Origin of the sequence: Schlegelella aquatica, assembly GCF_026013905.1 — a bacterium.
Lineage (GTDB): Bacteria > Pseudomonadota > Gammaproteobacteria > Burkholderiales > Burkholderiaceae_C > Caldimonas > Caldimonas aquatica.
Genome location: NZ_CP110257.1, coordinates 2,028,335 through 2,046,742 on the forward strand (window position 1 = coordinate 2,028,335; position 18,408 = coordinate 2,046,742).

The 18,408-nt window shown below is 69.5% G+C and carries 19 protein-coding genes and 1 pseudogene; 7 read left to right on the forward strand and 13 right to left on the reverse strand.

Going from position 1 to position 18,408, the window contains the following annotated elements:
• Nucleotides 1-8: 8 nt before the first annotated feature.
• The 5 genes and pseudogenes from OMP39_RS09190 to OMP39_RS09210 all read right to left on the reverse strand — a co-directional run bounded on the left by OMP39_RS09190 (nucleotide 9) and on the right by OMP39_RS09210 (nucleotide 4,821).
• Nucleotides 9-152, reverse strand: coding sequence for a cbb3-type cytochrome oxidase subunit 3 (locus OMP39_RS09190; RefSeq protein ID WP_264891439.1), 144 nt, complete (start codon nucleotides 150-152; stop codon nucleotides 9-11).
• A 10-nt stretch (nucleotides 153-162) separates the two neighbouring features.
• Nucleotides 163-789 (reverse strand): cytochrome-c oxidase, cbb3-type subunit II, encoded by a 627-nt coding sequence (gene ccoO, locus OMP39_RS09195; protein ID WP_264891440.1) that lies wholly within the window; start codon nucleotides 787-789, stop codon nucleotides 163-165.
• Nucleotides 790-808: 19 nt separating this feature from the next.
• Nucleotides 809-2,257, reverse strand: coding sequence for a cytochrome-c oxidase, cbb3-type subunit I (ccoN, locus tag OMP39_RS09200; RefSeq protein ID WP_264891441.1), 1,449 nt, complete (start codon nucleotides 2,255-2,257; stop codon nucleotides 809-811).
• A gap of 95 nt (nucleotides 2,258-2,352) precedes the next feature.
• A pseudogene (gene ccoS, locus OMP39_RS09205) lies at nucleotides 2,353-2,484 on the reverse strand (cbb3-type cytochrome oxidase assembly protein CcoS); the annotation flags it as partial.
• 3 nt (nucleotides 2,485-2,487) lie between these two features.
• Entirely contained in the window at nucleotides 2,488-4,821 is a 2,334-nt protein-coding gene (locus tag OMP39_RS09210) for a heavy metal translocating P-type ATPase (protein ID WP_264891443.1), read from the reverse strand.
• 86 nt (nucleotides 4,822-4,907) lie between these two features.
• Between OMP39_RS09210 and OMP39_RS09215 the strand changes: the two genes are divergently transcribed.
• Nucleotides 4,908-5,450, forward strand: a complete 543-nt coding sequence (locus tag OMP39_RS09215; protein ID WP_425340619.1) for a DUF192 domain-containing protein — start codon at nucleotides 4,908-4,910, stop codon at nucleotides 5,448-5,450.
• An 18-nt stretch (nucleotides 5,451-5,468) separates the two neighbouring features.
• Here OMP39_RS09215 and OMP39_RS09220 read toward each other — a convergent pair whose 3' ends face one another.
• The 4 genes from OMP39_RS09220 to xseA form a co-directional block, all read right to left on the reverse strand.
• Nucleotides 5,469-6,860, reverse strand: a complete 1,392-nt coding sequence (locus OMP39_RS09220; protein ID WP_264891444.1) for a sensor histidine kinase — start codon at nucleotides 6,858-6,860, stop codon at nucleotides 5,469-5,471.
• Nucleotides 6,857-7,537: a response regulator gene (locus OMP39_RS09225; protein ID WP_264891445.1), complete on the reverse strand. Its 681-nt coding sequence runs from the start codon at nucleotides 7,535-7,537 to the stop codon at nucleotides 6,857-6,859. The genes OMP39_RS09220 and OMP39_RS09225 overlap by 4 nt, the downstream gene beginning before the upstream one ends.
• Before the next feature lie 150 nt (nucleotides 7,538-7,687).
• Nucleotides 7,688-8,272 (reverse strand): superoxide dismutase, encoded by a 585-nt coding sequence (locus tag OMP39_RS09230; RefSeq protein ID WP_264891446.1) that lies wholly within the window; start codon nucleotides 8,270-8,272, stop codon nucleotides 7,688-7,690.
• Between the two features lie 96 nt (nucleotides 8,273-8,368).
• Entirely contained in the window at nucleotides 8,369-9,769 is a 1,401-nt protein-coding gene (gene xseA / locus OMP39_RS09235; protein ID WP_264891447.1) for an exodeoxyribonuclease VII large subunit, read from the reverse strand.
• A gap of 351 nt (nucleotides 9,770-10,120) precedes the next feature.
• On the opposite strand from xseA, the gene OMP39_RS09240 reads away from it, so the two are divergent.
• The 6 genes from OMP39_RS09240 to adk all read left to right on the forward strand — a co-directional run bounded on the left by OMP39_RS09240 (nucleotide 10,121) and on the right by adk (nucleotide 14,144).
• Entirely contained in the window at nucleotides 10,121-10,747 is a 627-nt protein-coding gene (locus OMP39_RS09240; protein WP_264891448.1) for a MotA/TolQ/ExbB proton channel family protein, read from the forward strand.
• 34 nt (nucleotides 10,748-10,781) lie between these two features.
• Nucleotides 10,782-11,213, forward strand: a complete 432-nt coding sequence (locus OMP39_RS09245; protein WP_264891449.1) for an ExbD/TolR family protein — start codon at nucleotides 10,782-10,784, stop codon at nucleotides 11,211-11,213.
• 31 nt (nucleotides 11,214-11,244) lie between these two features.
• Nucleotides 11,245-12,294 (forward strand): tetraacyldisaccharide 4'-kinase, encoded by a 1,050-nt coding sequence (gene lpxK, locus OMP39_RS09250; RefSeq protein ID WP_264891450.1) that lies wholly within the window; start codon nucleotides 11,245-11,247, stop codon nucleotides 12,292-12,294.
• Nucleotides 12,294-12,512 carry a Trm112 family protein gene (locus OMP39_RS09255; RefSeq protein WP_264891451.1) on the forward strand — a complete coding sequence of 73 codons (219 nt, stop codon included), beginning with the start codon at nucleotides 12,294-12,296 and terminating at the stop codon, nucleotides 12,510-12,512. The genes lpxK and OMP39_RS09255 overlap by 1 nt, the downstream gene beginning before the upstream one ends.
• Before the next feature lie 79 nt (nucleotides 12,513-12,591).
• A complete protein-coding gene (gene kdsB / locus OMP39_RS09260; RefSeq protein WP_264891452.1) occupies nucleotides 12,592-13,380 on the forward strand; it encodes a 3-deoxy-manno-octulosonate cytidylyltransferase in 789 nt (262 codons plus the stop codon).
• A 110-nt stretch (nucleotides 13,381-13,490) separates the two neighbouring features.
• Entirely contained in the window at nucleotides 13,491-14,144 is a 654-nt protein-coding gene (gene adk, locus OMP39_RS09265) for an adenylate kinase (RefSeq protein ID WP_264891453.1), read from the forward strand.
• Nucleotides 14,145-14,241: 97 nt separating this feature from the next.
• On the opposite strand, the gene OMP39_RS09270 is transcribed toward adk, so the two are convergent.
• From OMP39_RS09270 to OMP39_RS09285, 4 genes are read right to left on the reverse strand one after another with little or no spacing between them, the layout of a single operon-like run.
• On the reverse strand, nucleotides 14,242-14,634 hold the full coding sequence (locus tag OMP39_RS09270) for a RidA family protein (protein WP_264894512.1): 393 nt from the start codon (nucleotides 14,632-14,634) through the stop codon (nucleotides 14,242-14,244).
• A gap of 34 nt (nucleotides 14,635-14,668) precedes the next feature.
• On the reverse strand, nucleotides 14,669-16,312 hold the full coding sequence (locus OMP39_RS09275) for an AMP-binding protein (RefSeq protein WP_264891454.1): 1,644 nt from the start codon (nucleotides 16,310-16,312) through the stop codon (nucleotides 14,669-14,671).
• Between the two features lie 13 nt (nucleotides 16,313-16,325).
• Nucleotides 16,326-17,525: an acyl-CoA dehydrogenase family protein gene (locus tag OMP39_RS09280; protein WP_264891455.1), complete on the reverse strand. Its 1,200-nt coding sequence runs from the start codon at nucleotides 17,523-17,525 to the stop codon at nucleotides 16,326-16,328.
• 10 nt (nucleotides 17,526-17,535) lie between these two features.
• Nucleotides 17,536-18,405 (reverse strand): enoyl-CoA hydratase family protein, encoded by an 870-nt coding sequence (locus OMP39_RS09285; protein WP_264891456.1) that lies wholly within the window; start codon nucleotides 18,403-18,405, stop codon nucleotides 17,536-17,538.
• Between the last annotated feature and the right edge of the window lie 3 nt (nucleotides 18,406-18,408).

Consider the following 18,408-nt stretch of genomic DNA (forward strand, 5'->3'; position numbering starts at 1 on the left):
CGGGCCGGTCACTCGGACTGGAACGGCAATTGGGCCGCTTCCTCGAAGCGGCTGCGGTTGCGTCGGGCATATGCCCAGCCGCAGATGCCGAGGAAGACCAGCAACGAGACGACCGTCACGATGGAACGAAGATCGTTGATGTCCAGGTGCATGGCGGCCTCCTTACTTGACGTGGGTGCCGAGCGACTGCAAGTACGCCACCACGGCGTCGAGCTCGGTCTTGCCCTTGACGGCCTCGGCCGCGCCGGCGATGTCCTCGTCGGTGTAGGGCACGCCCAGGGTGCGCAGCGCCTTCATCTTGGGGGCCATCTCGGCCGGGTTGAGCGGGCTGGTCGCCAGCCACGGGTACGCGGGCATGTTGGACTCGGGCACCACGTCGCGCGGATTGATCAGGTGCACGCGGTGCCACTCGTCGCTGTAGCGGCCGCCGACGCGATGCAGGTCCGGGCCGGTGCGCTTGGACCCCCACTGGAACGGGTGGTCGTAGACGAACTCACCGGCCACCGAGTAGTGGCCGTAGCGCAGCGTCTCGGCGCGGAACGGACGCACCATCTGCGAATGGCAGTTGTAGCAACCCTCGCGGATGTACACGTCGCGCCCGGCGAGTTGCAGCGCCGTATAGGGCTTGAGCCCGGCCACCGGCTCGGTGGTGGATCGCTGGAAGAACAGGGGCACGATCTCCACGAGCCCGCCGACCGAGACGACGAGCACGATAAGCAAGATCATGAGGAAGTTGTTGGTCTCGATCTTCTCGTGCGAGAAGGTCGGAATCTTCTGTTGGTCAGCCATTTGACGTTCCTTCGCGGTCTCAGGCGCGGGCGGGGACGGCCGGCACTTGTCCGGCGGCCGAACGGCCAGCCAGCGCGGTCATCACCGTGTTCCAAGCCATGATGCACATGCCCCCCAGATACAGCAGGCCACCGGCCAGACGGATCATGTAGAAGGGGTAGGTCGCTTTCACGCTTTCGACGAAGCTGTAGGTCAGCGTGCCGTCGGCGTTGATCGACCGCCACATCAGGCCCTGCATCACGCCGGCGATCCACATCGCAGCGATGTAGAGCACGATGCCGATGGTGGCCACCCAGAAGTGCAACTCGATCGCACGCACGCTGTACATCTTCTTCTGGCCGAACAGGCGCGGGATGAGGTAGTACAGGGAGCCCATCGAGATGAGGCCCACCCAGCCCAGCGCACCCGAGTGCACGTGGCCGATCGTCCAGTCGGTGTAGTGGGACAGCGCGTTGACCGTCTTGATCGACATCATCGGACCTTCGAAGGTCGACATGCCGTAGAACGACAGCGAGACGATCAGGAACTTGAGGATCGGGTCTTCACGCAGCTTGTACCAAGCCCCGGAGAGGGTCATGATGCCGTTGATCATGCCGCCCCAGGAGGGTGCCAGCAGGATCAGCGAGAACAGCATGCCGATCGACTGGGCCCAGTCGGGCAGCGCCGTGTAGTGCAGGTGGTGCGGACCGGCCCACATGTAGGTGAAGATCAGCGCCCAGAAGTGCACGATCGACAGGCGATACGAATACACCGGGCGCTCGGCCTGCTTGGGGATGAAGTAGTACATCATCCCCAGGAACCCCGCGGTCAGGAAGAAGCCGACCGCGTTGTGGCCGTACCACCACTGCACCATCGCGTCCTGCACGCCCGCATAGGCCGAGTAGCTCTTCATGAAGCCCACCGGCATCGCCGCGCTGTTGACGATGTGCAGCAAGGCCACGGCGAGGATGAAGCCGCCGTAGAACCAATTGGCCACGTAGATGTGCCGGACCTTGCGGATACCGACCGTGCCGAAGAACACGATGGCATACGCCACCCACACGAGCGCGATCAGGATGTCGATCGGCCACTCGAGCTCGGCGTACTCCTTGCCGCTGGTGTAGCCCAGGGGCAGCGAGACGGCGGCCGCGACGATGACGGCTTGCCAGCCCCAGAAAGTGAACGCGGCGAGCTTGTCGGAGATCAGCCGCACCTGGCAGGTGCGCTGCACGACGTAGTAGCTGGTAGCGAACAGCGCGCAGCCGCCGAAGGCGAAGATGACGGCGTTGGTGTGCAGCGGTCGCAAGCGTCCATAGCTCAGCCACGGAATGCCGAAATTGAGTTCGGGCCAGGTGAGTTGTGCCGCAATCCACACCCCCACCAGCATCCCGACCACACCCCAGACCACCGCCATCACGGCGAACTGACGCACGACCTTGTCGTTGTAGTTCACGCTCGGCGCGGTCGCAATCGACGGAGTAGCGCTCATGGAACCTCTCTTGGAAAAGTCTGAAGTCATTGTTCGCGAGAGGGTTTCCCGCGACCTTGATCGGCGTCAACCGATCCCCTGTCTGGGCCGTCTTCGTCCCAGAGAATGCGCTCCCCCTCTCGTTCGACGTTGTCGAATTGGCCGCCGAACAAGGCCCATGCGAAAAGCGCGATGATCAGCAGCACCAGCACCACCGACAGCGGCACGAGGAGGAACAGCACGTCCATGGCTTACGCCTCCACGGCCACCGCCGCATGCGGAAGGGCTCGTGCAGATGCAGGGGATGCCTGACGATTGAGTCGCCAGGCGTTGAGGACGACGAGCAACGAACTCGCGGCCATCCCGAGGCCGGCCACCCACGGAGGCAGCCACCCCACCAGCGCGAGCGGGATGCTCACCGCGTTGTAGCCGGCGGCCCAGGCCAGGTTCTGTCGGATCACCGAGACCATGCGCCGCGCCAGCACGCGCGCCTCGACCACCGCCGCCAAACGGTTGCCGAGCAGGACGAGATCGCCTTGCATGCGGGCCAGGTCGGCCCCCTGCCCCATGGCCACCGAGACGTCCGCCCGCGCCAGCACCGGCGCGTCGTTGAGCCCGTCGCCGACCATCACGACGCGATGGCCCTGCGCCTGCAGCCGCTCGACGAACTGCAGCTTGCTCTGGGGCGTGGCTTGCGCTTCGATCCGATCCACCCCGAGCGATGCCGCGACACGGCGCGCCGCCTCGGCGCGATCGCCCGAGAGCAGCCACACCTCGACTCCGGCGCGACGCAGCTGCGAGACCACGGCCGCGCCTTCCTCGCGCAGCGTCTCCTCGAAGTCCAGACGCGCCAGGACGCGGCCCTCGACGCTGATCCAGGCTCGCGGCCCTTCTCCCTGGGGCCAAGCCTCGGCCCCTGCGAACGAGGCGGACCCGAGGCGCCAACGTCGGCCCTGGGCATCGCGCCCTTCGACGCCCTGCCCCACGTGCTCGTGCACCTCGGTCATCGACACCGGTGAGGACGGGGCGCTCGCGGCAAGAGCCCGCGACACGGGATGCAGCGAAACCTGCGCGAGCGCGGCCGCATGGGCGAGCACTTCGTGCTGGGCGATGGGTGTGAACGTGGTCACCTCGCGCAGCGTCAGCCGGTCCTGCGTCAGTGTGCCGGTCTTGTCGAAGACGAAGACGTCCCCGGCAGCCAACGTCTCCAGCGCGCCCAGGCGCTGCACCAGCACGCCACGGCGGGCCAGCGCCGCGGCAGCCGCGAGCACCGCGGCCGGCGTGGCCAGCGACAGCGCGCACGGGCAGGTGACGATGAGCACCGCCACCGCCACCCAAACGCTGCGGCTGGGGTCGATGAAGCCCCACGCCAAGGCGCCGCCGAAGGCGATGGCGAGCACGGCCCACAGGAACGGCGCGGCGATGCGATCGGCCAGGCGTGCGAGCGAGGGACGTTCGGCGGCCGCCTTCTCCATCAGCTGCACGATCTGCGCGTAGCGGGTCGCCTCGCCGGTGCGTTCGACACGCATGACGACGGCGCTGGACAAGCTGATGCTGCCCGCGACCACCGGGTCGCCCGGGCGGCGCAACACCGGGTGCGACTCGCCGGTCAGCAGCGCCTCGTCCACCTGGGCGGTGCCTTCGATCACCGTGCCATCGCCCGGGAAGGCCTGACCCGCCCGCACGCGCACGCGGTCCCCGGTGCGCAGCCGGTGCACGGGCACCTCCTCGCCGCTTCCGTCCTCGCGCAGACGCTCCACGGTCTGCGGCAGGCGGTGCATCAGGGCTTCGAGCGCCCCGGCCGTGGCCTCGCGGGCTCGCAGTTCCAGGTGCCGCCCGCACAGCAGGAAGAAGACGAACATCGTCAGCGAGTCGAAATACACGTCCTCGCCGAAGATCCCGCCGGGGTCGAACGCGGCCCCCGTGCTCGCGACGAAGGCGACCAGGATGCCGAGCGCGACCGGCACGTCCATGCCGATGCGCCGATGACGCAGATCGACCCAGGCCGCCTTGAGGAAGGGGCCGGCAGCGAAAAGCACGACCGGGATGCTGAGAATCCAGCTCGCCCAGTTGAGCAGGCGCCGCACGTCCTCGGTCATGTCACCGGGGCCGGCCACGTAGACCGGCACCGCGTACATCATCACCTGCATCATGCAGAAGCCCGCGACGAACACGCGCCACAGCGACAGGCGGCGCTCGAGGTCTCGGCCCTGCTCGGCCTGCAGCGCGTATGCGGGGTAGGCGCGGTATCCGGCCCTGTCGACCGCATGGACGAGGGCCGAGGCCTTGACCCGCGCGGGGCGCCACCGCACACGAGCACGGCGCGTGGCCGGGTTCACGTCGGCGTCGTCCACCCCGGGCAGCGCGCGCAAAGCCTGCTCGATCGTCACGGAGCAGGCGGCGCAGTACATCCCTTCGATCACGAATGACGATTCGGCCACGCGCTCGCCCTCGCGATCGAAGAAGCGCGTGTAGCGGGCCAGTTCCTCCTCGTCGTCCCAGGCGCAGGCACCCGGTGCGCCCGCCACGGCAGGCGCGGACGCGATGGGCGACAATGGACGGAGGTCGTTCGAGAGCGAGGCCATGCGGTGCGGGCCTGCAGGGGCCGGCGCCGCTCGTGCGGCCATCGGTGCAGGACGACCCACTGTACGTGCCGACCTCTCATCCCGATATGACGCACATCAAGACCGCCTCACATCGCCCTCTGCGCTTTTCGTGCACAAGTTCACGGACCGCTTTCGGTGCCTTGCGCCGCTCGGCCGTACCGGGGTTCGGGGGGCTGATCGCAGCGTCCTTCGCACTGTTCTTCCCTGCGACCTCCTTGGCTCAGGGGCAGCCGCAGCAGTTGCCCAGCGTTGCGCTGCAGGCGGGCATCCACGTGATCCGGGCCGAGGTGGCTCGCACACCCGAGCAACGGCAGACCGGCTTGATGTTTCGCAAAGAGCTGGCACCCAACGACGCAATGTTGTTCGTGTTCGAGTTGCCCGCACAGCAGTGCTTCTGGATGAAGAACACGCTGATTCCCTTGTCGATCGCCTTCCTGCGCGACGACGGCACCATCGTGAACATCGCCGACATGAAGCCGCAGACGCTGGACTCGCACTGCTCGGCCGAGCCCGTGCGGTTCGCGCTCGAGATGAACCAGGGGTGGTTCGCCAAGCGCGGTCTCAAGCCGGGTGCCAAGATCAAGGGCGAGCCCTTCGGCAATCGCTGAAGGCGGGCGCGGCGGCGCTCAAGTCTGCAACACCACGGTGAAGCAGGTGCCGGCCACTTCGGGGCGGCTCGCCAACCGGACCTGGCCCCCCATCCCTTGCACCGCCTCCTTGACGATCGCCAGCCCGAGGCCGCTGCCTTCGCTGGAGCGAGTGTCAGCCCGATCGCCGCGGGCGAACGGCTCGAAGACGGCCGCGCGGTGAGCGGGCGAGATGCCGGCGCCGTCGTCCCAGACCTGGATCTCGAGGCAATCGCCCTGCGGGATGACCTTCACCTCGATGTGGGGCCCGCCGTGGCGCAGCGCATTGTCGAGCAGGTTGGAGACGACCTCGCCGAGCCACACGGGGTGAGCACGCGCCCAGCAGGGGCCCGCCGGCGCGTCGAGTTCGACCTGCTTGCCTTCGCGGGTGGCTTGCAGCACGAGGGGCTCGGCCGATTCGCGGATGATCGGCAGCACGTCCACCGGCTCGAGCATCCGACCTTCGGCTCCCTGGCGGGCCGCCTCGGAGCGCACGAGATTGAGCAGTTGCGCGACCAGTCGGGACATCCGCTCGGTCGAGCCCACCATCACGTGCAGCAGTGATTGCACCGCCGCCGGGTCGGACGGCAGTTCCTGCTGGAGTTGCTGCGCGAGCACCCGGATGCCTGCCACCGGGGTGCGCAGCTGGTGAGCGGCGTCGGCCACGAAACGGCGCTGCACATCGACCGAGCGCGAGACCTTTGCCAGCAGGGCATTGATGCGCTCGATCAGCGGCACGACCTCGGCCGGCACGCCTTCGAGCGGCAGCGGGCGCAGGTCCTGCGCATCGCGGCGCTCCACCTCGGCCGCCACCCGGTGCAGCGGCGCCAAGCCCCGGCGTATGCCCCACGCCAGCAGCAAGAAGGTGGCCACGCCCAGGACCAGCGTGGGCACCAGGATCGCCAGCAGGACGTCCTGGATCAGTTCGCCGCGCTTGCGGCGCGTCTCCACCACGACGATGCTGACATGCTGGTCGAGCATGGGCGAGCGGATGGAGTACATCGCCCCGCGCACCGGCTCGCCGAGATAGGTCGCATCGAACACGACCGGGCGCTCGAAGCTCTCGTCGATGTCCCGGGGCCCGGGCAGCGGCAGGTCTCCCACGCCCGAGAGGATGCGCCCCTCGCCGTCTGCGACCATGTAGGCATTGCGGTCCGAGCTGTGGCGGGCCAGGAGCTGTTGGGCCTGCGTGCTGAGCTCGAGCAGCGGGCCCCGGTCGGTCCAGTTGATCTGGGTCGCGATCGCGCCGGCTTCGTCCTGCAAGGTGCGGTCGTAGGCGGCGTTGCCGGCGTAGCGGGCCAGCTCGAAGGCCCCCACCACGGCAAGCACGGCTCCCAGCAGCCAGGCCCACATGAGCGGGCCGAGCAGCTGCGAGCGAAGGCTCGGGGTCACTTCGACGGCGGTTCGGCCAGTTCCATCAAGTAGCCGAACCCGCGCACCGTCTTGATCGTCACGCCCAGGTCGGCGAAGCGCTTGCGCAGCCGGTGGACGTAGACCTCCACCGAGTTCTCGCTGAAGTCGGTCTCCCAGCTCGAAAGCGTCGAGACGATGTGGTCCTTGGGCACCACCCGCCCGGCACGGGCCATGAGCAGTTCGGTCAGCGCCTGCTCACGCGGGCTCAAGTGCACGCGCTCGCCACGCCAGCGCAGTTCCCGATGGCGGGTGTCGAGCTCCAGGTCGCCGAGCACGATGCGCTCGTCGGCGCGCCCGGCCGCGCGGCGCTGGAGGGCCCGCAGGCGCGCCACCAGTTCGGGCAAGTCGAAGGGCTTGACCACGTAGTCGTCGGCCCCGTTGTCCAGGCCCTGCACCCGGTCGCTGAGCTCGTCGCGCGCGGTGAGGATCAGCACGGGCAGCTTCGCGCCGCGGCTGCGCCAGGTGCGCAGCACCTCCATGCCGTCGCGGCGCGGCAGCCCCAGGTCCAGCACCGCCAGATCGTACTGGTCGATCAAGCCTTCGACCGTGGCAGCGGCGCCGTCGGACAGCGTATCGACGAGCCAGCCTTCGCGCTGCAGGGCCCGGGCGATGCCGAAGCTGAGCGCGGGGTCGTCTTCCACCAACAGGATGCGCATGCGGTGCCCACCGTAGGGATAGCGTGAAACACGTATTGTGCCGGGATGCGCGTGGGGCCGGGTCCGTAGTCGCCACAAGGAAAAAGCCGGCACGAAGGCCGGCTTTGGCAGGGGCTCCCGAGCACGCGGCGGGTGGGAGCGCCACCGGGATCAGGCCGCGAAATTCTTCTCGGCGAAGTCCCAGTTGACCAGGTTGTCGAGGAAGGTCTCGACGAACTTGGGACGCAGGTTGCGGTAGTCGATGTAGTAGGCGTGCTCCCACACGTCGATCGTCATCAGCGGCGTGTCGCCGGTGGTCAGCGGGGTGCCGGCAGCGCCCATGTTGACGACGTCCACGGAGCCATCCGCCTTCTTGACCAGCCAGGTCCAGCCCGAGCCGAAGTTGCCGACGGCGCTCTTGGTGAAGGCCTCCTTGAAGGCGGCGTAGGAGCCCCACTTCTTGTTGATGGCCTCGGCCAGCGCGCCCTTGGGCTCGCCGCCACCGCCCGGCTTCATGCAGTTCCAGAAGAAGGTGTGGTTCCAGACCTGGGCGGCGTTGTTGTAGATCCCGCCGGAGGACTTCTTGATGATGTCCTCCAGGCCCATGTTCTCGAACTCGGTGCCCTTGATCAGGTTGTTCAGGTTCACGACGTAAGCATTGTGGTGCTTGTCGTGGTGGTACTCGAGCGTCTCGCGGCTCATGTGGGGCTGCAGCGCATCGTGGGGATACGGCAGCGGCGGCAGCGTGTGTTCCATCTCCTGGTTCCTTTCTTCGCTGAGGGGATCATGAGGATCCGAACCGGGCGATTGTAGGCACAGCGCCGAAGACCCTGCCGACAGTCGTGAACGCCGTCACGGCGCGTCGCCCCGGGATGCGTCGTCCCATGATGCGTGGGCCCCGGGGCCGCGAGCCGCACCGCCCTCGCCGGTCTCCCGGCGGGCGAGGACGCTGGCGTCGAGCGCCCCATCGGCCAGTTCGGCCCGCACCCTGTCTCCCGCCTCGACCTGCCGCACGCTGACCACGGTCCGCCCCGAGGCGTCGGTCAGATAGGCATAGCCCCGCTGGAGGATGGCGCGCGGATTGGCGCTTTCCAGCCGAGCTGCGAGGCTTTCGAGCCGCGCGAGGTGCGCCTGCTGCCGCACCTGCACGCCCCGTGAGAGCCGCACCGCCAGGTGCCGCTGCCGCTCGCCGGCACTCGCGAGCCGCTGCCTGGGCGCCGCCGTCAGACGATGCTCGAGCACCTCGAGGCTGCGGCGCATCCGCCCCACGACCTGCGCCGGGCGCGCGAGCCGCAAGGCGGCATGGTCGAGGCTTTGCGCTTGCGACTCCAGCCGCCGCTGCACGGCGCGGTGCATCCGCCGCGCGAAGACGGCGAGCGCCTCCTCGCAGTCGGCGCATTGGGGTGCGGCGAGCTCCGCCGCGGCCGTCGGAGTAGGAGCACGCAGGTCGGCCGCGAAGTCGGCGATGGTGAAGTCCGTCTCGTGCCCCACGCCGCAGATCACGGGGATCGCGGAGGCGACCACGGCGCGGGCGACGCGTTCGTCGTTGAAGGCCCAGAGGTCCTCCAGCGACCCGCCACCGCGGCAGAGGATGAGCGTGTCCACCTCGCGCCGCTCGGCCGCGCGCCGCAAAGCGGCCTCGATCTCCGACGGCGCTTGCGCCCCCTGCACTGCGGTCGGGTAGAGCACCACCGAGACGTGGGGAGCCCGACGGCGCAGCGCCGTCAGCACATCGCGCAGCGCCGCCGCGCGCAGCGAGGTCACGACGCCCACCGCCCGCGGGAAGCGAGGGATCGGCCGCTTGCGCGCAGGGTCGAACAGGCCCTCGGCCTCGAGGCGCGCCTTCAGGCGCAGGAATTGCTCGAACAGCGCGCCCTGGCCCGCAGGCTTCATCGACTCCGCGACGAGTTGCAGGTCGCCGCGGGCGTCGTACACCGACAACCGCCCGCGCACCTCCACCAGCAGCCCCTCGCGCGGGACGAAGTCGAGCAGGGCTGCGGCGCGGCGGAACATCGCGCCCCGCAACAGCGCGGGCTCCACCGCACGGTCGTCCTTCAGGGCGAAGTAGCAGTGCCCGCTCGGCGCGCGGCTGAAGGAGGACAGCTCCCCTTGCACGACGACGTTCGCGAACCGGGCCTGCAACGCATCGCCCACGGCGTGCAGCAGCGCCGCCACCGTCCACACGGGCCCGGAGGCTGAGCCGCGCAAGCCGACGGCGGGGGCGCGCCATCCCGGGGTCGGCGCCTCATCCATGCGCTCGGCCCTCTCGTTGCGCGGTGCAGAACTCCACAACTGCGGCGCCAGCACGCAGATCGGCAGGATCGTCTGTCACAAGCCTGTCAGATTCGTTCAAGTTGTTGATCTGTAACGGTTTTTCGGTGCTCAGGAATGCAGCAAATTGTTCAAAGCCCCGAGTTGTCGCGGCTTGCGGCCCCTCGACCGCAGCTTTCCCACAAAGTTATCCACAGCAACCGTGGATGTCGTCTGGGGATTCGGTCACGCCATCGGGCGATCGCACGGCACAAGGCCGCGCCGGACGCGGCCATGCCGAAGCTTCGGGGACATAATCGCGGCCACTTCTGCGTTCCAGTGAGAGGGGAGCGAGTGCTGTCGATCATACAAGCCGCCGGCTGGCCCATCTGGCCGCTGATCCTGTGTTCCATCCTGGCCCTGGCGCTGATCATCGAGCGCTTTTCGAGCCTGCGGGAGTTGCGGGTGGCACCACCGAAGCTGCTCGACGAGGTGATCTCCGTGACCCGCAGCAGCTTGCCCGCGCCCGACGTGGTCAACAAGCTCGCCGACAATTCGGTCCTGGGGCGGGTGCTGGCCAGCGGGCTGCGCGCGGTCATCAACGAGCCGCGCATCACCGAAGAGAACCTGCGCAACGCGCTCGAGACGGCCGGCCGCGTCGCCGTGCATCACCTGGAGCGCTACCTGAACGCACTGGGCACGATCGCGGCGGCGGCTCCGTTGCTCGGCCTGCTGGGCACCGTGATCGGCATGATCGAGATCTTCGGCTCGCAAGGCGGCGCCACCGGCGGCAATCCGCAACAGTTGGCCCACGGGATCTCGGTGGCGCTCTACAACACGGCCTTCGGTCTCATCGTCGCGATCCCCGCGCTCATCTTCTACCGCTACTTCCGGGGCAAGGTCGACGAGTACATCCTCGACATCGAACAAGCCGCGGAGCGGCTGGTGCCCCACCTGATGCGCTTCACTGCCGCGCGCTGAGAGCCGCGCCGTCCACGCCTTGAAGAGCCGCACGATGGCCCTCCAATTCAAGCACCGCCGCACCGAGGAACCGGAGATCAACCTGATCCCGTTCATCGATGTGCTGCTGGTGATCCTCATCTTCCTGATGCTTTCGACGACCTACTCGAAGTTCACCGAGCTGCAGGTGAACCTGCCGGTGGCCGACGCCGAGCGCGCCCGCGACTACCCGCGCGAGATCGTCGTGGCCGTGTCGGCGGACGGGCGCTACGCGGTGGACAAGCGCCCGGTGGACGGCCGCAGCGTCGAAGCGCTGCAGGCCGCGCTGCGTTCGGCGGCCGCCGAACGGCGCGACCCGGTGGTGGTGGTCTCCGCCGACGCGATGGCCGCGCACCAGAGCGTCATCAACGTGATGGACGCGGCTCGCCGCGCGGGGCTGGCGCAGCTGACGTTCGCCACGCAGACGTCGGGCGGCGCGCGCGAGTGAAGCGCCGCCCCATGACGCGCGGACCCGCGTCGTGAACGCCCGCTCGGCCCTCGAGTTGCGCCTTCAGCAAGCCTGGGCAAAGCGCGGGCTGCTCGCGTGCGCCCTGCTGCCGCTGGCCGCGCTCTACGCGGCGCTTGCCGGCGCCCGGCGGCTCGCTTATCGCGCAGGCTGGCGTCGCCCCCGGCGGCTGCCGGTGCCGGTGCTGGTGGTCGGCAACGTCGTGGCCGGCGGCGCCGGCAAGACCCCCACCACCCTCGCGCTGGTCCACCACCTGCAAGCGCGCGGGTGGTCGCCGGGCATCGTCTCGCGGGGCTACGGGCGCAAGGGCGACAGCGTGCTCCTGGTGGAACCGGGCCAGCCCGCGGCCCAGGTGGGCGACGAGCCGCTGCTGATGGCGCGCCGTTGCCGCGCGCCGGTCGCGGTGGGCGCGGATCGGGTGGCGGCCGCTCGGGCCCTGCTCGCCGCGCACCCCCAGTTGGACGTGCTGGTGTGCGACGACGGACTGCAGCACCTGCGACTGGCGCGCGACGTGGAGATCCTCGTCTTCGACGAGCGGGGCACGGGCAACGGCTGGTACCTGCCCGCCGGCCCTTTGCGCGACAGCCCCCGTCGCGAGGCCGATCTCGTCCTCTACAACGCCCCGGCCCCTTCCACCGCCCGCCCCGGGTATCCGACCACGCGCACGCTCGCACGCCCCGTGCCTCTGGCGAGCTGGCGCCGCGGCTCGCCCGAGGGCCAAGTCGATTGGGCCGCGCTGCACGGCGCGCGCGTGCTGGCCGCCGCCGGCGTCGCGCACCCGCAGCGCTTCTTCTCGATGTTGCAGGCACAAGGGCTTACCTTCGAGCAGCTGCCTCTGCCCGATCATCACGACTACGCGCACGGCTGGCCGTGGCAGGACTGGCGCGGCGACGTCGTGCTCGTGACGGAAAAGGACGCCGTCAAGCTCGACCGCTGCGCCGACCCGCGCGTGCACGTGGTGGCGCTAGACTTGCGCCCCGACCCCCGGTTCTTCGCCGCGCTGGACGACCTGCTGCGAGACAAGGGCCTGGCTGCGCGCCCCAAGCGACAAGGACACGATTGATGGACACCCGCCTGCTCGAATTGCTCGTTTGCCCAGTGTGCAAGGGCCCGCTGGAGCACGACCGCGAAGCGCACGAACTGATCTGCCGGGCCGATCACCTCGCCTTTCCAGTGCGCGACGGCATCCCGGTGATGCTGGAGTCGGAGGCGCGCGACCTGAATGCGCCGCCCCCGGCGAGCGCCGATCGCCCCGCGGCGACGCAGGAAGGTGGCGCATGAGCGCGGCCGCCCGTCGGCCCGCAGGCGGCGCCCGCCCTGCCTTCGGATGGGGCTCATGCAGTGACGGGAGGGTCGTCCAGTGACCTTCACCGTGCTCATCCCTGCGCGGCTCGCCTCGACCCGACTGCCCAACAAGCCGCTGGCGGACCTCGCCGGCGTGCCCATGGTGGTGCGCGTGGCCGAGCAGGCCCGCAAGAGCCGCGCGCGGCGTGTGGTGGTCGCGGCCGACGACGCGAGCATCGTGGACGCCTGCCGGGCCCACGGCGTCGAAGCGCTGCTGACGCGCCGGGATCACCCCACCGGCAGCGACCGGCTCGCCGAGGCGTGCGAGCAACTGGGGCTGGACGGCGGGGACATCGTCGTCAACGTGCAAGGCGACGAGCCGCTGATCGAGCCGGCGCTCATCGACGCCTGCGCCGACGTGCTCAACCGGTGCTTGGGCTGCGTGATGAGCACCGCCGCCCATCCCATCGACGACGTGGCCGAATTCATCAGCCCCAACGTCGTCAAGGTCGTGTGCGACCAGGCCGGGCGGGCGCTGTACTTCTCTCGTGCGCCGATCCCGTGGTGGCGCGACGGCAACGCGGGCGGCATCACCGGCCTGCCGCAGCCGGCCCCGCTGCGGCACATCGGCATCTACGGCTACCACGCGGGCTTCCTGCGCCGCTTCCCGAGCCTGGCCCGGAGCCCGCTGGAGGCGACGGAGTCGCTGGAGCAGTTGCGCGTGCTCTGGCATGGGGAGCGCATCGCGGTCCACGTGACCAACTTGCGCCCCGGTCCGGGCGTCGACACCCCGGAGGACCTGGTGCGCGTGCGAGAGCTCCTGCAGGCTCGCCCTGCGCCCGGCAGCCAGCGCCGCAGCGCGTAAGCCTCGCGCCGGGGACCGCATGTTATCCTCGCGTCGACCAGACGCGGGGCGTGCCGCACTTCACGTTCGGCCGACCCTGCCGCCAGCCTTTCAATCTTCCAGAGGAACCCATGCGATTGATCTTGTTGGGCGCGCCGGGCGCGGGTAAGGGGACGCAGGCCGCATTCATCTGCCAGAAGTTCGGGATTCCGCAGATCTCGACGGGCGACATGCTGCGCGCCGCGGTCAAGGCCGGCACGCCGCTCGGGCTGGAAGCCAAGAAGGTCATGGACGCAGGCGGGCTGGTGAGCGACGACATCATCATCGGTCTGGTCAAGGAGCGCATTGCCCAGCCCGACTGCGCTCAGGGGTTCCTGTTCGACGGGTTTCCGCGCACCATCCCGCAGGCCGAGGCGATGAAGACCGCCGGCGTCAAGATCGACTACGTGCTGGAGATCGATGTGCCGGACGAGGCCATCATCGAGCGCATGAGCGGCCGTCGCGTGCATGCCGCCTCGGGTCGCACCTACCACGTGAAGTTCAATCCGCCCAAGGTCGACGGCAAGGACGACGTGACGGGTGAGGAGCTGATCCAGCGCGACGACGACAAGGAAGAGACGGTGCGCAAGCGCCTGGCCGTCTATCACAGCCAGACGCGCCCCTTGGTGGACTACTACTCTCAGTGGGCGGCCAGCGGCGACCCGAGTGCACCCAAGTACCGCAAGATCAGCGGGCTGGGCAGCGTGGACGAGATCACCGCGCGCGCGCTCGAGGCGCTGCGCTGAAGCCGCCTCGCCCGATCTCGAAGCAAGGCCGCCCTCGGGCGGCCTTGTCGTTGGCCCCTGCGGCGGGGGCGCTCATCCTGCGCGGGCGGCCACCCGGTCAGTCGGGCACCACGGCAGTGACTTCGATCTCGACCTTCGCGCGGTCTTCGATCAGCGCCGAGACCTCGACCGCCGTCATGGCCGCGTTGTAGCTGCCCACCAGATCGCGGAAGATGCGACCGATCTCCTTCTGACGCGCCAGGTACTCGCGCTTGTCGGTGAGATACCAGGTCATGCGCACGATGTGCTCGCCCGAGGCGCCGCCTTCCTCGAGCACTTCCATCACGTTGGACAGCGCCTGGCGCACCTGGTCCGCCAGGTCGTCGGAGGGAAAGCGGCCCTCGGCGTCCCAGCCGATCATGCCGGCGACGAAGATCATGCGGCCGCGCGCGGCGACACCGTTGGCATAGCCCTTGGGACGGGGCCAGGCAGGGGGTTGAAGTACGGTCAGGGTCATGGGACGTCCTCCGGGCTGCCCGCTGCCTTCAGGCGCGGGCCTGTTGTTCCTGGCGCAGCCTGAATCGCTGCAGCTTGCCGGTCTCGGTCCGCGGCAGGCTCGCGCGGAACTCGATCGCTCGGGGGTACTTGTAGGGCGCGATCGTCTGCTTGACGAAGTCCTGCAGCTCGCGCACCAGCGCGTCGGAGGGCTCGTGGCCGGCCCGCAGCACGACGAAGGCCTTGACGATCTGCCCGCGCTCCTCGTCGGGCACGCCGATGACACCGCATTCGGCCACCGCAGGGTGCTGCAACAGCGCGTCCTCCACCTCCGGCGCGCCGATGTTGTAGCCGGCCGAGACGATCAGGTCGTCGGTGCGCGACTGGTAATGGAAGTACCCGTCCTCGTCCATGTAGTAGGCGTCGCCGGTGTAGTTCCAGCCGTCCTTCACGTACTGGCGCTGCCGTTCGTCGGCGAGGTAGCGGCACCCGGTGGGGCCCTTGACGGCCAGGCGCCCGACCGTGCCGGGCGGCACGGGGCGGCCCTCCTCGTCCATCACGCAGGCGCGGTAGCCGGGCACCACGGTGCCGGTCGCGCCCGGGCGGGCGTGCGCCTCGTCGGCCGAGATGAAGATGTGCAGCATCTCGGTCGAGCCGATGCCGTCGATCATCTCGATGCCGGTGGCTTGCTTCCACAGCTGGCGGGTGGCGGCGGGCAAGGCCTCCCCGGCCGACACGCACTTGCGCAGGCTGCCCCCGTGCGGCGCGCCGATACGCAGCTCGGCGGCCTGCGCGGCCATGGCCCGGTACGAGGTGGGCGCGGTGAAGAGCACCGTCGCCCGAAACTCGGGGATGGCCTGCACCAGGTTGGGCGGCGTGGCCTTCTCCAGCAGCACGGTCGAGGCGCCGATGCTCATGGGGAACAAGAGCAGGCCGCCCAGGCCGAAGGTGAACGCGAGCGGCGGGCTGCCGATGAAGACGTCGTCCGGCGAGGCCCTGAGCACGTGGCGCGGCCAGCAGGCACACACGGCCATCACGTCCCGGTGGAAGTGCATCGTGGCCTTGGGCGTGCCGGTGGTGCCGGAGGTGAAGGCCAGCATGCAGGTGTCGGTGGCGGCCGTGTCCACGTTGTCGAAGGCGGCCGGGTGCCGCTCCATCGCGGCCTCCAGGCCCTCGGGCGAGGGGTCGTTGAAGTAGCGCACCTCGCGCAGCGTCTTGCACTGCGCGGCCGCCGCCTGCAGTTCGTCGGCCAGTGTCCGGTCTGCCAGCGCGTGAGAGATCTCGGCCTTGTCGATGATGTGCACCAGCTCCTTCGCGCGCAGCAGGGGCATCGTGGCCACGGCGATGCCGCCGGCCTTCATCACCGCGAACCAGCAGGCGGCGAGCATGGGGTTGTTGGGCGACCGCAGCAAGACGCGATTGCCGGGCACGAGGCCCATGTCCTCCACCAGCACCCGCGCGATGCGGTTGGCATGGGCCTGCAGGTCACGGTACGTCCAGCGCACGCCACCCGGAGCCTGGATGCACAGGCGTTCGCCCTCGCCGCGCTCGACGCGCCGGTCCAGCAACTCGGTGGCGCAATTGAGCCGCTCGGGAAACTGAAGCTCCGGCAGCTCGAAGAGGAACTCGGGCTGCAACTCGGGCGGCGGCAGCCGGTCCCGGGCAAAGGTGTCGACATGGGCACTCAGACTCATGGCCGTCCTCCGATCACGCGCGCACGTCCTTCAGCAGCTCGCGCGCGATGATGAGCTGCTGCACTTCGGTCGCCCCCTCGTAGATCCGCAGCGCACGGATCTCGCGGTACAGGCTCTCGACGGGAATTCCACTGACGACGCCCAGGCCACCCCAGATCTGCACGGCCGCGTCGATGACCTGCTGCGCTCCCTCGGTGGCGACCATCTTGGCCATGGCTGCTTCGCGCGTGACAGCGCGGCCCTGGTCGCGCTGCCACGCGGCGCGATAGGTGAGCAGCGCAGCGCTGTCGACGGTGGTGGCCATCTGGGCCAGCCGGGCCTGGGTGAGCTGGAAATCCGCGAGCGTCTGGCCGAACATCCGGCGTGTCGTCGCGCGTTGCAGGGCCTCCTCCAACGCGCGCCGGGCGAAGCCGAGGGCCGCTGCCGCGACCGAGGTGCGGAAGACGTCCAGCGTGCGCATGGCGATCTTGAAGCCTTCGCCGCGCTGCCCGAGCCGCTGCGCCGCAGGAATGCGGCAGTGGCGAAAGCGCAGTCGGGCGAGCGGGTGCGGCGCGATGACGTCGATGCGCTCGGCGATCTCGAACCCCGGTGTGCCCGCCTCGACCACGTAGGCCGAGATGCCTTTGGAGCCCTTGGCCTCGGCCGGTTCGCTGCGGGCGAACACGACGTAGACATCGGCGATGCCGCCGTTGGAGATCCAGGTCTTCTCGCCCTCGAGCACGACGTGGTCGCCCTCCTCGCGCGCCTCGCACGCCAGCGCCGCCACGTCCGAGCCGGCGTCGGGCTCGGACAGCGCGAACGCGGCGATCGCCTCGCCGCGCGCGACGCGGGGCAGCCAGCGGGCCTTCTGGGCGTCGGTGCCTGCGAGTGTGATCGCGCCCGAGCCCAGCCCCTGCATCGCGAACGCGAAGTCGGCCAAGCCCGAGTAGCGCGCCAGCGTCTCGCGGATCAGGCAGATCGCACGGGTGTCGATCACGTCGACCGCCCCCCCGTACGCCCGCCCGCCCACGGCATGGGTGAGCCAGCCGGCGTCGCCCAGCGCGCGGACCAGCGAGCGGCAGGCGGCGTCCACGTCGTGCGGATGGTCGGCCGGCACGTGTTGCGCGGCCCAGGCGTCCAGCTCGCGCGCCAGTTGGCGGTGGCGGTCCTCGAAGAAGGGCCAGCCCAGGTGATCGTGCACTCGGGCAGACGGCCGGTCGGGCGCAAAGGCCATGGCGGGCTCCTCAGTTGCCTTCGAAGACGGGGCGGCGCTTCTCGACGAAGGCGTGGTAGGCGCGCGAGAAGTCCTCGGTCATCATGCAGATGGCCTGCGCCTGCGCCTCGGCTTCGATGGCCTGGTCGATCCCCATGTTCCACTCCTGGTGCAGCATGGTCTTGGTGATGCCGTTGGCGAAGGTCGGCCCCCGTGCGATCTCGCCGGCCAGGGCGAGTGCCTCGCCCAGCAGGCGGTCGGGCTCGCACAGGCGGTTGAAAAAGCCCCAGCGCTCGCCCTCCTCCCCGTTCATGGAGCGGCCGGTGTAGAGCAGCTCGCTGGCGCGACCGTGGCCGATCAAGCGAGGCAGGATCGCGCAGGCCCCCATGTCGCAACCGGCCAGGCCGACGCGGTTGAAGAGGAAGGCCGTCTTGCTGCGGGCCGTGCCCAGACGCAGGTCGCTCGCCATCGCGAGGATCGCCCCGGCCCCGGCGCACACGCCGTCCACCGCGGCGACGATGGGTTGCGGACAGGCTCGCATGGTTTTGACGAGATCGCCCGTCATGCGCGTGAACATGAGCAGCTCCGGCGCCTCCAGGCGGATCAGGGGGCCGATGATCTCGTGCACGTCGCCGCCCGAGCAGAAGTTGCCGCCGGCGCCGGTGAGCACCACGGCCTTCACGTCCTGCGCGTACTTGAGCCGCCCGAACAGGTCGCGCAGCTCCGCATAGGAGTCGAAGGTCAAGGGGTTCTTGCGCTCGGGCCGGTCGAGCGTCACGACGCCGACGCGGTCCTCGACGCGCCAGCCGAAGTGCCGTGCGGCGTAGCCCGCGCAGGTGGTGGTGTTGCCCGCCGCAAGGGCCGGATCGACACGCGGGGTGTCGGCGGTGTGTGCGTTCATCGA

Excerpts from the sequence above, each read along its gene's own strand:
- OMP39_RS09230 (WP_264891446.1), bottom strand. The coding sequence starts at position 8,272 with ATGGAACACACGCTGCCGCCGCTGCCGTATCCCCACGATGCGCTGCAG.
- OMP39_RS09285 (WP_264891456.1), bottom strand. The coding sequence starts at position 18,405 with ATGAACGCACACACCGCCGACACCCCGCGTGTCGATCCGGCCCTTGCG.
- OMP39_RS09210 (WP_264891443.1), bottom strand. The coding sequence starts at position 4,821 with ATGGCCTCGCTCTCGAACGACCTCCGTCCATTGTCGCCCATCGCGTCC.
- ccoO (WP_264891440.1), bottom strand. The coding sequence starts at position 789 with ATGGCTGACCAACAGAAGATTCCGACCTTCTCGCACGAGAAGATCGAG.
- adk (WP_264891453.1), top strand. The coding sequence starts at position 13,491 with ATGCGATTGATCTTGTTGGGCGCGCCGGGCGCGGGTAAGGGGACGCAG.
- OMP39_RS09225 (WP_264891445.1), bottom strand. The coding sequence starts at position 7,537 with ATGCGCATCCTGTTGGTGGAAGACGACCCCGCGCTCAGCTTCGGCATC.
- ccoN (WP_264891441.1), bottom strand. The coding sequence starts at position 2,257 with ATGAGCGCTACTCCGTCGATTGCGACCGCGCCGAGCGTGAACTACAAC.
- xseA (WP_264891447.1), bottom strand. The coding sequence starts at position 9,769 with ATGGATGAGGCGCCGACCCCGGGATGGCGCGCCCCCGCCGTCGGCTTG.
- OMP39_RS09245 (WP_264891449.1), top strand. The coding sequence starts at position 10,782 with ATGGCCCTCCAATTCAAGCACCGCCGCACCGAGGAACCGGAGATCAAC.
- OMP39_RS09190 (WP_264891439.1), bottom strand. The coding sequence starts at position 152 with ATGCACCTGGACATCAACGATCTTCGTTCCATCGTGACGGTCGTCTCG.
- OMP39_RS09215 (WP_425340619.1), top strand. The coding sequence starts at position 4,908 with ATGACGCACATCAAGACCGCCTCACATCGCCCTCTGCGCTTTTCGTGC.
- OMP39_RS09255 (WP_264891451.1), top strand. The coding sequence starts at position 12,294 with ATGGACACCCGCCTGCTCGAATTGCTCGTTTGCCCAGTGTGCAAGGGC.
- OMP39_RS09275 (WP_264891454.1), bottom strand. The coding sequence starts at position 16,312 with ATGAGTCTGAGTGCCCATGTCGACACCTTTGCCCGGGACCGGCTGCCG.
- OMP39_RS09280 (WP_264891455.1), bottom strand. The coding sequence starts at position 17,525 with ATGGCCTTTGCGCCCGACCGGCCGTCTGCCCGAGTGCACGATCACCTG.